The organism is Rhodococcus sp. X156 (genome assembly GCF_004006015.1).
In the GTDB taxonomy this organism is placed as follows: domain Bacteria; phylum Actinomycetota; class Actinomycetes; order Mycobacteriales; family Mycobacteriaceae; genus X156.
On sequence record NZ_CP034766.1, the window covers coordinates 291,606 to 305,017 of the forward strand.

The 13,412-nt window shown below is 73.9% G+C and carries 10 protein-coding genes and 1 tRNA gene; 7 read left to right on the plus strand and 4 right to left on the minus strand.

The annotated features are described in order from the left end of the window. Window positions 1–8: 8 nt before the first annotated feature. Window positions 9–2,333 carry a DEAD/DEAH box helicase gene (locus ELX43_RS01390; RefSeq protein ID WP_127781808.1) on the minus strand — a complete coding sequence of 775 codons (2,325 nt, stop codon included), beginning with the start codon at window positions 2,331–2,333 and terminating at the stop codon, window positions 9–11. Window positions 2,334–2,628: 295 nt separating this feature from the next. Between ELX43_RS01390 and ELX43_RS01395 the strand changes: the two genes are divergently transcribed. From ELX43_RS01395 to ELX43_RS01420, 6 genes are all read left to right on the plus strand, one after another. After that, a complete protein-coding gene (locus tag ELX43_RS01395) occupies window positions 2,629–2,832 on the plus strand; it encodes a cold-shock protein (protein WP_127781809.1) in 204 nt (67 codons plus the stop codon). A gap of 202 nt (window positions 2,833–3,034) precedes the next feature. Next, window positions 3,035–3,589 (plus strand): hypothetical protein, encoded by a 555-nt coding sequence (locus ELX43_RS01400; protein ID WP_241249840.1) that lies wholly within the window; start codon window positions 3,035–3,037, stop codon window positions 3,587–3,589. 127 nt (window positions 3,590–3,716) lie between these two features. Continuing rightward, the gene (topA, locus tag ELX43_RS01405; RefSeq protein WP_127781811.1) at window positions 3,717–6,614 is read left to right on the plus strand and encodes a type I DNA topoisomerase; all 2,898 of its coding nucleotides are present in this window, start codon (window positions 3,717–3,719) and stop codon (window positions 6,612–6,614) included. Between the two features lie 30 nt (window positions 6,615–6,644). Beyond that, window positions 6,645–7,844 carry a DNA polymerase III subunit delta' gene (locus ELX43_RS01410; RefSeq protein WP_127781812.1) on the plus strand — a complete coding sequence of 400 codons (1,200 nt, stop codon included), beginning with the start codon at window positions 6,645–6,647 and terminating at the stop codon, window positions 7,842–7,844. A 60-nt stretch (window positions 7,845–7,904) separates the two neighbouring features. Next, window positions 7,905–7,980 (plus strand) — tRNA-Thr (locus tag ELX43_RS01415). Between the two features lie 83 nt (window positions 7,981–8,063). Beyond that, window positions 8,064–8,576 (plus strand): luciferase family protein, encoded by a 513-nt coding sequence (locus ELX43_RS01420; RefSeq protein WP_127781813.1) that lies wholly within the window; start codon window positions 8,064–8,066, stop codon window positions 8,574–8,576. Between the two features lie 160 nt (window positions 8,577–8,736). On the opposite strand, the gene ELX43_RS01425 is transcribed toward ELX43_RS01420, so the two are convergent. Beyond that, window positions 8,737–9,255: a MarR family transcriptional regulator gene (locus ELX43_RS01425; RefSeq protein ID WP_127781814.1), complete on the minus strand. Its 519-nt coding sequence runs from the start codon at window positions 9,253–9,255 to the stop codon at window positions 8,737–8,739. 71 nt (window positions 9,256–9,326) lie between these two features. Between ELX43_RS01425 and ELX43_RS01430 the strand changes: the two genes are divergently transcribed. Next, complete coding sequence (locus ELX43_RS01430) at window positions 9,327–10,754, plus strand: FUSC family protein (RefSeq protein WP_127781815.1); 1,428 nt, start codon at window positions 9,327–9,329, stop codon at window positions 10,752–10,754. A gap of 1 nt (window position 10,755) precedes the next feature. Here ELX43_RS01430 and ELX43_RS01435 read toward each other — a convergent pair whose 3' ends face one another. Both ELX43_RS01435 and ELX43_RS01440 read right to left on the minus strand, forming a co-directional pair. Next, window positions 10,756–12,147: an amidohydrolase family protein gene (locus tag ELX43_RS01435; RefSeq protein WP_127781816.1), complete on the minus strand. Its 1,392-nt coding sequence runs from the start codon at window positions 12,145–12,147 to the stop codon at window positions 10,756–10,758. Then, window positions 12,144–13,340: a CoA transferase gene (locus ELX43_RS01440; RefSeq protein ID WP_127781817.1), complete on the minus strand. Its 1,197-nt coding sequence runs from the start codon at window positions 13,338–13,340 to the stop codon at window positions 12,144–12,146. The genes ELX43_RS01435 and ELX43_RS01440 overlap by 4 nt, the downstream gene beginning before the upstream one ends. Window positions 13,341–13,412 lie beyond the last annotated feature (72 nt).

Below are 13,412 nucleotides of genomic sequence, written 5' to 3' on the forward strand. Positions count from 1 at the left end.
GGAGGTGGCTAGGCGGAGATCGCGGCGAGCACGGCGTCGAGCACCCGCACCGCGCCCGCCTTGTCCAGCGGGTCGTTGCCGTTGCCGCACTTGGGCGACTGCACGCAGGACGGGCAGCCGCTGGTGCACTCGCACGCCGCGATCGCGTCCCGGGTGGCCTGCAGCCACCGCGGCAGCTCGGTGTGCCCGCGGTCGGCGAAGCCCGCCCCGCCGGGGTGGCCGTCGTGCACGAACACCGTGGGCAGCCCGGTGTCGGGGTGCAGCGCCGTGGACACCCCGCCGATGTCGCCGCGGTCGCAGGTGGCCACCAGTGGCAGCAGCCCGATGGCGGCGTGCTCGGCGGCGTGGAGCGAGCCCGGCACGTCAGCGGGAGCCACCCCGGCCCGGGCCAGCAGCTCCTCGGTGACGGTGTACATCACCGCGCGGGTGCGCAGCGTGTTCGCCGGCATGTCCAGCTCCACCGACTCCAGCACCTCCCCCGACGGCGCGCGGCGCAGGTAGCCGGTCACCTGGCTGGTCACGTCCACCTCGGTCAGCGCCACCGACACCTCGCCGTGGTTGGTCTGCTCCAGCACCTTGACGATGGCGATGTCGCTGGCCTCCCGGGCCGAGGTGGACCAGTCGGGGTCCTCGGCGTGCACCAGCGCCACCCCGTGCTCCAGGTCCAGGGCGTCCACCACGTACGACTCCCCCTGGTGCAGGTGCACCGCGCCGGGGTGCACCTGGGCCGGGGCCTGCCCGCTCTCCACCGTGCCCAGCATCCGACCGGTGGACTCCTCCACCACCGCCACCAGCAGGCCACCGGAACCACGCAGGTCCAGCTCCTGGTGCGGGTGCTGCCCCGCGGCCAGGTACCAGCCGCGCGGGCGTCGGCGCAGCACGCCCAGCTCGCACAGCTCGGCCAGCAGCTCGGTGGGCGAGCCCCACAGCTGCTCCACCTCGGCGTCGGTCAGCGGCTGCTCCGCGGCGGCGCAGGCCAGGTGCGGGCCCAGGATGTAGGGGTTGGTCGGGTCGGTCACCGCCGCCTCCACCGGGCGGTCCAGCAGCGCCGCGGGGTGGTGCACCAGGTAGGTGTCCAGCGGGTCGTCCCGGGCCACCAGCACCACCAGCGAGCCCTCGCCGCGCCGCCCGGCCCGGCCGGCCTGCTGCCAGAACGACGCCACCGTGCCGGGAAAGCCCGCCACCACCACCGCGTCCAGGCCGGCCACGTCCACCCCCAGCTCCAGCGCGTTGGTGGTGGCCACCCCCAGCAGGGTGCCGTCGTTGAGCGAGCGCTCCAGCTTGCGGCGGTCCTCGGCCAGGTAGCCGGCCCGGTAGGCGGCCACCCGCCCGGCCAGCGCGGGGTCGACCTGTGCCAGCGCGCGCTGCGCGCCCAGGGCGGTCAGCTCCGCCCCCCGGCGGGAGCGCACGAACGTCATGGTGCGGGCGCCCTCCACCACCAGGTCGCTCATGATCCGCGCGGCCTCGGTGCCCGCGGGCCGGCGCACCGGGGCGCCGTTCTCCCCGGTCACCTCGGCCAGCAGCGGCGGCTCCCACAGCGCCACCGTGCGCGGTCCGTGTGGCGAACCGTCCTCGGTCACCGCCACCACCGGTGCGCCCACCAGCCGCGACGCCGCGGGACCTGGGTCGGCGGAGGTGGCGCTGGCCAGGATGAACACCGGCTCGGAGCCGTAGCGCGCGCACAGCCGCTGCAGCCGGCGCAGCACCAGGGCCACGTGCGAGCCGAACACCCCGCGGTAGGAGTGGCACTCGTCCACCACCACGTAGCGCAGCCGGCGCAGGAAGCGCACCCAGCGCTCGTGCCGGGGCAGCACCCCGCGGTGCAGCATGTCCGGGTTGGTGAACACCCAGCGCGAGTGCGCCCGCACCCAGTCGCGCTCGTCCAGCGGGGTGTCGCCGTCGAACATCGCCGCCCGCACCTCCCGGTCGCCCAGCGCCTGCGCCGAGCGCAGCTGGTCCGCGCCCAGGGCCTTGGTGGGAGAGAGGTACAGCGCGGTGGCCCGCGGGTCCTGGGCCAGCGCGGTGAGCACAGGGAGCTGGTAGGCCAGCGACTTGCCCGACGCGGTGCCGGTGGCCACCACCACGTGCTGCCCGGAGTGGGCCAGCGTGGCCGCGGTGCTCTGGTGGGTCCACGGCTGGGCCACCCCTCGCTCGCCGAGCGCGGACACCAGGGCGGGCGTCACCCAGCCGGGCCAGGCGGTGTGGGCAGCCACCCGGGCAGGCAGCTGTGCGACGTGCGTCACAGGTGACTGTGCGCCGGGAACGCCGGCCAGCACCCGGTCGAGCAGCTCGGAGCCGTACGTGCCGGGTGAGCAGGGCAGAGAGGTAGTCATCTGGGTGCGACCCTAGTCCCGCCCGCACCCCTGCACGATCACCCACGAGCGGCGCGGATGGGGTGTGCATCACAGAGATTTGGGGTGATTTCTGCCCGTGGGGTGTCGCCGAGGCGAAGATCGTGGTTCACTTGTACTCGGTCGCAGCTTCTGTGTTCGTGAGGTCTTGAGAAAGCACACGCGCTCGCAGGATCGGTGTTGCGGGTGTGGTGTCTTTCGGGGGGCCCACTCGTTACCGACCCGGTAGGTCGTACGTGCGGCCGACTGAAATCATTTTGCAAGAGGAGATACAGGCATGGCACAGGGAACTGTGAAGTGGTTCAACGCGGAGAAGGGGTTTGGCTTCATCGCCCCCGAGGACGGTTCGGCTGACGTCTTCGTGCACTACTCCGAGATCTCGGGCAGCGGCTTCCGCACCCTCGAGGAGAACCAGCGCGTGGAGTTCGAGGTCGGCCAGGGCACCAAGGGTCCCCAGGCGACGGGCGTCCGCGCCCTCTGAGTTTTCCCACTCAGCTTCACTGAGCCCCCACCGTCCTCGACGGTGGGGGCTCAGTCATTTCTGGGCACGGGCGCCGGCGGGCCCGTCGACCGTGCCGCGTCAGCTCAGCACACAACCGGGGGACATGAACGATGCGGGGCAACACCAGCTGTCGAGGGCAGGGCCGGCGGTGACCGACCAGCTGTCCTTCTTCTCTGCGGACATGGCCGTGCCCGCGGTGAGCGACCTGGCGGGCCTGCTGGTCGCGCACGGGCAGGCGTTCCGCGCTGGGGGGCGCACGCGCGTGTCGGTGGTGCTCGATGCGCCGTGGCGTGCCGTCGCGGTGGCTGAGCTGGTCCGGGAGACCGGACTCACGGCTGAGACGGACGTCTCCGAGCAGGGTGCGCCGCTGGTGCGCACCGGTGGCTCCGACGGGCTGGCCGCGCTGGGCCGGGCCTGGACCAAGGGGGCGGTCAAGGCCGTGCCCCGCGGCTGGGTGCCCGACGGCCGGGCGCTGCGCGCGTGGGCCCTGGCAGCGGGCCGCTGCCAGGACAACGACTACGTCCTGGGGCTGGACCCGCACGCGCCGGACACCCACCAGGCCGCGGCCGCCGCGCTGGCCCGCGCCGGCCTCGCCTCCATCCTGCTGGGCGCCCGTGGGGGTGGCCCGAGCCTGCGGGTGAGCGGGCGGCGACGGGTGCTGCGCCTGAGCGAGATGCTGGGTTCGGCACCGTCGGCAGTGCCCGCCAGCGGGTACTGGCCGGTCGCGAAGCGCTGAGACTCAGAGCGCACCGCACCCGGCCGCCTACTGTGGTTGTGGGCGTCGTGTGCCACTCTGTGCTTGCCGCAGGGCTCGGGCAGTGAGCGCGTGGCACGTCGGGGGCAGCAGGAAGGTGCGGATCTAGTTGGCAACACGCAGCAAGGCGGCAGGCAGCGGCACGCGCCGGTTGGTGATCGTCGAGTCACCCACCAAGGCGCGCAAGATCGCCCCCTACCTGGGTGCTGACTACGTCGTCGAGGCTTCCAGCGGGCACATCCGCGACCTTCCCCGTGGTGCCGCCGACGTTCCCGCCAAGTACAAGGGCGAGGGCTGGGCTCGGCTGGGCGTGGACGTCGACCACGACTTCGCCGCCCTCTACGTCGTCAGCCCGGACAAGAAGAGCAAGGTCGCCGAGCTCAAGCGGCTGCTGGCCGACGTGGACGAGCTCTACCTCGCCACTGACCCCGACCGCGAGGGCGAGGCCATCGCCTGGCACCTGCAGGAGACCCTCAAGCCCAAGGTGCCGGTGCGCCGCATGGTGTTCCACGAGGTCACCGAGAGCGCGATCCGTGAGGCCGCCGCCAACACCCGCGAGCTGGACACCGACCTGGTCGACGCCCAGGAGACCCGCCGCATCCTCGACCGCCTCTACGGCTACGAGGTCAGCCCCGTGCTGTGGAAGAAGGTCATGCCGCGGCTGTCGGCCGGCCGCGTGCAGTCGGTGGCCACCCGCATCATCGTGCAGCGCGAGCGGGAGCGCATGGCGTTCCGCTCCGCCTCGTACTGGGACATCTCCGCCACCATGGACGCCGGCGCCGACGCCACCCCGCAGACCTTCGGCGCGCGGCTGTACAGCGTCGACGGCGCCCGGGTGGCCACCGGCCGCGACTTCGGCCCCGACGGCCAGGTGAAGTCCTCCTCCACCGTCACGGTGCTGGACGAGGCGCACGCCCGCCGCCTGGCCGAGGCGATGCAGGGTGTCGGGCTCACCGTCACGTCCGCCGAGGACAAGCCGTACACGCGCCGTCCCTACGCGCCGTTCATGACCTCCACGCTGCAGCAGGAGGCCGGCCGCAAGCTGCGCTTCTCCAGCGACCGGACCATGCGCATCGCCCAGGGGCTGTACGAGAACGGCTACATCACCTACATGCGCACCGACTCCACCACGCTGTCGGAGTCGGCCATCAGCGCAGCCCGCACCCAGGCCCGCGAGCTCTACGGCGAGGCCTACGTGCACCCGCAGCCGCGCCAGTACACCAAGAAGGTGAAGAACTCCCAGGAGGCGCACGAGGCAATCCGCCCCGCCGGGGAGCGCTTCCAGACCCCGGGCGAGCTGCACTCCACGCTCACCCAGGACGAGTACCGCCTCTACGAGCTGATCTGGCAGCGCACCATCGCCTCCCAGATGGCCGACGTGCGCGGCACCACGCTGAGCCTGCGCATCAGCGGCACCGCCGGCACCGGCGAGGAGTGCGTGTTCGCCGCCTCCGGCCGCACCATCACCTTCGCCGGCTTCCTCAAGGCCTACGTGGAGACGGTGGAGGACAGCTCCGACGCCGCCGCCGACGACGCCGAGTCGCGGCTGCCGCAGCTGACCGAGGGCCACGTGGTGACCGCCGCCGACCTCGAGGCCGACGGCCACACCACCAGCCCCCCGGCGCGCTACACCGAGCCGAGCCTGGTCAAGGCGATGGAGGAGATGGGCATCGGTCGCCCCTCCACCTACGCGGCCATCATCAAGACCATCCAGGACCGCGGCTACGTCTACAAGCGGGGTAGCGCGCTGGTGCCCTCGTGGGTGGCCTTCGCCGTCATCGGGCTGCTGGAGGGGCACTTCGGCAGGTTGGTGGACTACAACTTCACCGCCTCCATGGAGGACGACCTCGACAGCATCGCCGGGGGCCGGGAGAGCCGCATCGACTGGCTCACCTCCTTCTACTTCGGCGGCCAGGACGGCGACGCCGACTCCGTGGCCCGCACCGGTGGGCTGAAGAAGCTGGTGGGGGTGAACCTGGAGGGCATCGACGCCCGCGAGGTCAACTCCATCCGGATGTTCGACGACTCCGAGGGTCGAGCGGTCTACGTCCGGGTGGGGCGCTTCGGCCCGTACCTGGAGCGCACCGTCACCGGGGAGTCCGGTGAGCCGGAGTCGCAGCGGGCCAACTTGCCCGACGACCTCTCGCCCGATGAGCTGACCCTGGAGGTGGCGGAGAAGCTGTTCGCCACGCCGCAGGAGGGCCGCAAGCTCGGCACCGACCCCATCAGCGGGCACGAGATCGTGGCCAAGGAGGGCCGCTTCGGCCCCTACGTCACCGAGCTGCTGCCCGAGCCGCCGGCCGAGGCAGAGGCCCCGGCGGTGGCGGCCGAGGAGCCGGCCGCGACGACCGCGACCAAGACGGCAACCAAGACCGCAGCCAAGAAGACCGCTGCCAAGAAGACGCCGGCCAAGAAGACGGCGAAGAAGGCGGCCGGCCCCAAGCCGCGCACCGCCTCGCTGCTGAAGTCGATGGACCTGTCCACGGTGACGCTGGAGGACGCCCTGCGGCTGCTGTCGCTGCCCCGGGTGGTGGGCGTGGACCCGGACAACGGTGAGGAGATCACCGCGCAGAACGGCCGCTACGGCCCGTACCTCAAGCGCGGCACCGACTCTCGCTCGCTCACCGACGAGGAGCAGATGTTCACCGTCACCCTGGAGGAGGCGCTGAAGATCTACGCCGAGCCCAAGCGGCGGGGACGGCAGGGTGCGGCCAAGCCGCCGCTGCGCGAGCTGGGCAAGGACCCCAACACCGACCAGCCGATGGTGATCAAGGAGGGCCGCTTCGGTCCCTACGTCACCGACGGTGAGACCAACGCCAGCCTGCGCAAGGGCGACGCGGTGGAGAGCCTGACCGACGAGCGGGCCATCGAGCTGCTCGCCGAGCGACGGGCCCGGGGTCCGGCACCCAAGAAGTCACCCGCCAAGAAGGCCCCGGCGAAGAAGGCGGCGGCCAAGAAGGCGCCTGCCAAGAAGGCTGCAGCCAAGAAGGTCGCTGCCGAGAAGTAGCACGGGCACGAGGCAAGAGGTGGAGTTCAGGTGAGCGGAGTCTTCGACCGGCTCGTCGGCCAGCAGGCCGTGGTCGACGGACTGTCAGCTGCTGCCACGGCCGCCCGGTCGGCGACCGCCGCGGCCGGTGGCGACTCGGCCATGACGCACGCCTGGCTGTTCACCGGCCCGCCCGGCTCCGGCCGCTCGGTGGCCGCGCTGTGCTTCGCGGCGGCGCTGGAGTGCACCGCACCGGGCGAGCCCGGCTGCGGGGTGTGCCAGGCCTGCCACACCGTGCAGGCCGGCACCCACGGCGACGTGCGCCGGGTGATCCCCGAGGGCCTCACCATCGGGGTGGCCGAGATGCGGGCCATCGTGCAGATCGCCTCGCGCCGGCCCAGCACCGGGCGCTGGCAGGTGGTGGTGGTGGAGGACGCCGACCGGCTCACCGAGGGTGCGGCCAACGCGCTGCTCAAGGTGGTGGAGGAGCCCCCGCCGCGCACCGTGTTCCTGCTGTGCGCGCCGTCGGTGGACCCGCAGGACATCTCGGTGACGCTGCGCTCGCGCTGCCGGCACGTGGCCCTGCGCACCCCGTCGGCCGACGCCATCGCCCAGGTGCTGCGCGAGCGCGACGGCCTGGAGCCCGAGCGTGCGCAGTGGGCAGCCTCGGTTGGCGGTGGCCACGTGGGCCGCGCCCGGCGCCTGGCCACCGACGGCGACGCCCGCCAGCGCCGCGCCGCGGTGTTGCAGATCCCGCACGCCGCCACCAGCCCGCGCACCGCCTACGCCGCGGCGGAGGACCTGGTGGCGGCCGCCGAGGCGGAGGCCAAGGCCGCCTCTGCCGGCCGCGACGCCGCGGAGACCGAGGAGATGCGCACCGCCCTGGGTGCCGGCGGTACCGGCAAGGGGGCGGTGGGGGCGCTGCGCGGCTCGGCCGGGGTGCTCAAGGACCTGGAGCGCCGGCAGAAGTCCCGGGCCACCCGGGCCCAGCGCGACGCCATGGACCGTGCCCTGGTGGACCTGGCCGGCTACTACCGCGACGCCCTGGCTCGCGCCTGCGGAGCCCAGGTCAGCGCCACCCACCCCGACCAGGCGGACGCGGTGGGCCAGCTGGTGGCCCGGTCGACGCCGGAGGGGCTGCTGCGCTGCCTGGAGGCCGTGCTGGCCTGCCGGGAGGCGCTCGCCGCCAACGTCAAGCCGCGCATCGCGGTGGACGCGATGGTGGCCACACTCGGGTCAGCCGTCCGCTAGGAGCCCGGGTTGGGCCCGCAGCCCGGGGGCTCGCTACACTTGCCGCGCCCTCAGGGGCACGCCGCCTTAGCTCAGTCGGTAGAGCATCTCACTCGTAATGAGAAGGTCGTCGGTTCGATTCCGACAGGCGGCTCCACCATCTCCCTCGGTCACGCTGGTTTCATCGACGGCGAGGTCGGGGGATTATTCATTGAAGGTAACCACGGGGCAGGAACTTTGATGGACCCCGCAGAGCTCGAGATCCCGGTCCGCGGCGGACCGCGTCCCGCGACCACATCGACCAACCCGCACGTGCAGCTTGATCAGAACGCCCCGGTCGGGCTGCAGGACCAGCTACGTGACCACGCCCTGTCACTGCCGGGCGTCAGCCGCGGCGAGAGCCGGGTCTCCGTGCCCGGTACCGTCGCCTTCTTCCTCAACGATCCGGCGGAGCCGCCGGCGCTGCCCGACATCCTGGGCGGTGAATGGGGCCACATTCATCCCCACCTCGATGGCAGCCTGCATCTCCACGTCCCGACCGCCCTGGCCGAGCGGTTGATCGCGGCCGGCTGGGCGGAGTACCACTGCCTGGTCGCCCCAGGCTTCGTGCCGCCGATCGTGATCATGCTCTACGGGCCCCGCGACGAAGAGGAGCTCGCCGTCTGCGCAGCCATTGTCGAGGAGGCCTACCTGGCCGCCGGCGGCCACACCAGCGATCAGGACGGGCGCGCCCTGGGGCTCGACGAAGGCTGACCAGTGCATCCGGCCGCCCTCCGGTCCGGTCCGGAAACTGCTCGATCGCGGCGTCGTCCCCGCCCTGCGCGAGCTCGTCGCGCAGCGGCGCGACGCTGCCACGCAAGACCACTGAGTCGGCACGCTGTGATCATCCCTCGCCGGCTCTCGCCATCCCCTGTTAGTCGCGCCGCACGGCGTCCTCGGTGTGGCGCAGCACCAGCCGCAACGCGGCCTCCAGCTGCTCCCGATCACCGGTGTCCAGCCCGGCCAGCAGGCTCTCGTCCAGCGCCAGGCAGGCCGGCAGCTCCCGCTCCACCAGCGTGCGCCCGGCCTCGGTCAGCTCCAGCAGCACCACCCGGGCGTCGCGGTCACCCCGCGAGCGCCGCACCAGGCCCGCCTCGGCCAGCCGGGTGGTCAGCTTGGTGGTGGAGGCGTTGCTCAGCAGCGTGGCGGCAGTGACCTCGCTGGCCCGCAGCGGACGGTCCGCGCGGGCCAGCGAGCACAGCAGGTCGAGCTCGGTGCGCGAGACGCCGGCCGGGCGCAGCCGACGCTCCTGCGCCTGGTGCCACAGTGCCGCGATGCGCCCCATCCGGGCGATCAGCTCCATCGACGAGGTGTCCAGCGTCGGGCTGGCCTCGGCCCACGCCGCCCGGGCGCGGTCGACGAAGTCCCCGGTGGAGCCGGAGTCGGTAGTCATGGGAGGTCCTGCTTCCAGCACGGCGGCGCGAATACGTTTCAGGGATAGTTTACCGGTGTATTATCAGCGGAGTGCCGGTTCCCGCGTCGATGACCACCGCCCGAGTCCAGCACACCCGGAGCGCCCTGGCGCACGCCTGGTCCCCGCACGCCTGGCGGGACGTGCTCGCTGTCCGCCCCGCCGACGCGGCTATCGTGCCAGCCCTGCGGGTGGCCGTGGCCATGCTGGTGACCCTGTGCGTCGGTGGACTGGTGGGCCAGCAGCAGCTGGCGGCCATCGCCACCCTGGGCTCGCTGTGCTCGGCGTTCTGCCGCTACGAGGCCTACCCCTACCTGGCGCGGCGCCTGGTGCTGGTGGGGCTGCTGCTCGTCGCCAGCACCGCGGTGGGCGGCGGGCTGGGTGCCGTGGAGGCGCCCATCGGCGTGCAGGTGGGGGTGCTCGCCGTGCTGGGCGCGGTGGCGCTGGTGGTGCTCACGGCCTTCCGCATCCTCGGCCCCGGACCGGTGATCATGATGTTCGCCGCCTCGGCCGGAGCCGGCTTCGCCGACAGCGCCGCCGACGTCGGACGGGTCACCCTGGCCACCGGCCTGGGCGTGGCGGTGGGCGCGGCCTGCTGCCTGGTCGGGGCGCTCTGGCTGCCGCTGGGGCCTGCACGCCTGGCCGTGGCCCGAGCGCTCGGTGCCCTCGACCGCCACGCGCCGGGGGCGAGCGTCGAGCCGGTGCGGCAGGCCATCGCTGCTGCTCGCACCACCGTCGCGTGGAGCCCGGCCGGCCCCCGCACCGACCCCCGCCGCCGCGTGCTGTGGGCCCTGCTGGACCAGGCCGAGCAGGTGCTGGCCACCGACGGCCTGGCGGGGCGCCAGCGGCTCACCCGCCACGAGCCGGCCCTGCGGCGGCTGTGGCCGATCCCCCTGGACACCGAGCACCTGGACGCGGACCTGCTCGCCCACGCCGACCAGCTGGGCACCCCGGCCCGCACACCGGGACTGCTCGCCCAGTCGTTGCACCGCCTGTTGGACGCGGAGCTGCTGCGCGGGTCCGTCCGGGTGCTGGCGGGCGCGGCACTGGCCGGGCTGCTCGCGGTGGATCTGGGCCTGGCTCACCCGCTGTGGGCGGGGATGGGGGCGATGGCGGCGCTGCAGGGCCTGACCTACCACAGCACCCTGCAGCGGGGCGTGCAGCGTCTGTCCGGCAACGTGGTCGGCGGGCTGGTCGCGGCTGGTCTGCTGGCGCTGGACCTGGGCTACTGGCCGCTGGCCGCGATCGCCGTGCTGCTGCAGCTGCTGGTGGAGCTGATGGTCGCCCGCAGCTACCTGCTGGTGCAGGTGGGGGTCACGCCGATGGCGCTGCTGCTGGCATCGCTGGGCAGCCCGTTCGGCCCGAGCATGGCGCTGGACCGGGTGGGCGACACCCTGGTGGGCGTGCTCGTCGGCGCGGTGGTGGGCGTGGCGACCATCTCCCTGGCCGACCACCACCACCTCCAGGTGCGCCACCAGTAGCTCAGCCGAACACCCGCTCGCCACCCACCAGAGTCATCCGCACGGCGTCGGCGCGGGGTGCGGCCAGGACCTCGGCCAGCGGGGCGTGCAGCAGCACCAGGTCAGCCGGTACGCCCGGACGGACGCGGCGCGCCGGGCCGCCGGGGTCGTCCAGCGGCCCGAGGTAGCCGGCCAGCGCCTCGGCCGGGGTCAGTCGTTCGGCGGCACCGACCACCGCGCCGGACTCTGCGCGTCGGGTGACCGCCGCGGCCAGCGCCGCCCACGGGTCCAGCGGCCCGTAGGGGGCGTCGCTGGACAGCGCCAGTGGCACCCCGGCGTCGAGCAGCGTGCGGCAGCGGTACAGGTCGGGGAGGTCGCGGGCGTCGACGTGGGCGAGGTAGTCATCGCCGCGGTCGGCGAGGAAGCCCGGTTGGGTGATCACCCGGAGCCCGTGCCGGCGCAGCTCGGTGAGGCTCTCCACCGGCACGAGTGCCGCGTGCTCGACGCGGTCGCCCGGTCTCGCTCCCACCTCCTCGAGCGCCGCGAGCAGGATCAGCAGCGCCTCCCGGGACACGCAGTGCGCCGCGATCGGCCGCCCCTGGCCGTGCACCTCGGTCACCAGCGCAGCCAGCGCGGACGGCTCGGGCAGCCCGGAGTCGGCGAGCACGATCTTGTACGGGCCCACGGTGAGGCGCTCGGTCGCAGCCATCCCGGTCGGGGCGCCCAGCAGCTGCACCCGTTGCGGCAGCTGACCACCCTGCACCGCCTCGGCGATCGCGCGCACCGACTGCTCGGTCAGGTCGGGGGAGGCGTCGGTGACCGCGGTGATGCCCAACCGGGACAGGTCCGCGCCCACGCCCGACAGCGGGGGCGGACCGCTGGCCGGCAGCCGCTCGCGCAGCCAGTCGTCGGCGCGCCACACCCGTCCGGTGGGCCGTCCGGCGGTGTCGCGCTCCACCCCGGGGTGGGTGGCGGTGTCCAGCCCGACGGCGGCGGCGGCCAGGTTGTTGAGCACCCACAGCGCGCCGCTGCGGTGCTGCAGCCGCACCGGGCGCTGCGCGCAGAGGGCGTCCAGGGTGTCGCGGTCGAGGTCGCCGGCCACCCCCTCGTGGTAGCCGACCCCGCGCACCCAGCCGTGGGGGTCACCGGCCGCGGCGTGCAGGGCCCGGGCCAGGCCGGTGGCGTCGGTGCACCGTCCACACCGGACGGACTGCGCGTGGGCGGTCAGGGCGTGCAGGTGCAGGTGGTGGTCGGCCAGCCCGGGCAGCAGGGCACCGGCGCGGACGTCCACCACGAGGCGCCCTGGGGTCGGCTGCAGGCCACGGCCGACCTCGGCCACCACTCCCGCCACCACGTGCACGTCCACCCCGGCCTGGCCGTCCACCTCACAGTCGCGCAGCAGCAGGCTGGTCACGGAGCGGCGATCCCGAGGCCGCGCAGCACCTCGTTGGTGCTCGCCCCGCTGGTCGGCGCGAGCCCGCGTGGCGGCCGGGCCCGCGGCAGCGCCACCGGCACGTCCTCCTCACCCCGCACCACCCAGCCGTGCTCGCCCCGCGCCACTCGTCCCTCCGGTGCCGGCCCGCTCAGGGTGGCCGCGACGACGTCGGCCATCGACACGTCCCACAGCGCCCCGCCGCCGCCCAGTGGGTCGGACATCGCCAGCGCCGCCGCGGTCAGGCCGGTGAGCGGATCGGCCAGGGCGTCACCCACGAACACCGGAAGCCCGGCCGCGTCGTGAGCCACCAGGCCGCTGGACGCCGCCACGTCGTCGCCGAAGCCGACGCGATCACTCGCCCGGCCGGCGGCGGTGATGGAGACCCAGGTGCCGCCGCCGGACACGTGCTCCGTGGCGCTCAACCCGAACCGGGCCAGTGCCCGCGGACGAGAGGACTCGATGACGATGTCGGCCCGTCGCACCAGGGTCTGCAGGGACTGGCGGCCCCCGGCGGTGGCGGGGTCGAGCACCACCGAGGCGTGCCCGCCGTGCAGCAGGCGGTAGAAGTCGGGGTTGCCGCGGCGCGCGCCGTCGGGACGCTGCGGGGTCTCCACCGTGACCACCCGCGCCCCGGCCAGGCCCAGCAGGTGCGCGCACAGCGGTCCCGCCCACAGCGCGCTGAAGTCCACCACCAGCAGCCCGGCCACCGGTCGGGGACGCGCGGGCCAGAGCGGCGCCGCAGCGCGAGGGTGCACCGGTGCGGCCGGCACGCCCAGCAGCTCGGCCCGCTCGGCCAGCTCGGCACCGGCGGTGATGCGCAGCCAGGCCGCCACCGTGGGCCACGGGTCCTCGCCCAGCGTCTCGCCCACCAGCGCACCCAGCAGCAGCGGGTCGCCGGGCCGGGCGCACGAGACGGCCGCCCAGCCGTCGGCGGTGGGCAGCAGCCTGCAGCTGCCGCCCAGCGAGGTTGCGCCCTGGCGCTGGTGGCCAGTGAGGGCGGCGCGCTCGGCGAGCAGCGCGCCCCCGTCCACCTGCACCGTCCCGCAGGTGGCGTCGGCGATCCAGGAGGCGAGCCGGCGGGCGGTGGTGGCGGCGTGGCCGGGTGGCAGCAGCGGCGGCCCGTCCCGGTGCCCGGTGAGCGCGAGGACCCCGCTGGCGGCCCAGTCGCGCACCACTTCTCGGCTGTCCGGTGCAGTCTGGTGTCGACCTGTGGGCAGCGGTCCCGGCACAGCGGCGATGTTACG

Excerpts from the sequence above, each read along its gene's own strand:
- ELX43_RS01420 (WP_127781813.1), top strand. The coding sequence starts at position 8,064 with ATGGACCCCGCAGAGCTCGAGATCCCGGTCCGCGGCGGACCGCGTCCC.
- ELX43_RS01425 (WP_127781814.1), bottom strand. The coding sequence starts at position 9,255 with ATGACTACCGACTCCGGCTCCACCGGGGACTTCGTCGACCGCGCCCGG.
- ELX43_RS01390 (WP_127781808.1), bottom strand. The coding sequence starts at position 2,333 with ATGACTACCTCTCTGCCCTGCTCACCCGGCACGTACGGCTCCGAGCTG.
- ELX43_RS01395 (WP_127781809.1), top strand. The coding sequence starts at position 2,629 with ATGGCACAGGGAACTGTGAAGTGGTTCAACGCGGAGAAGGGGTTTGGC.
- ELX43_RS01400 (WP_241249840.1), top strand. The coding sequence starts at position 3,035 with ATGGCCGTGCCCGCGGTGAGCGACCTGGCGGGCCTGCTGGTCGCGCAC.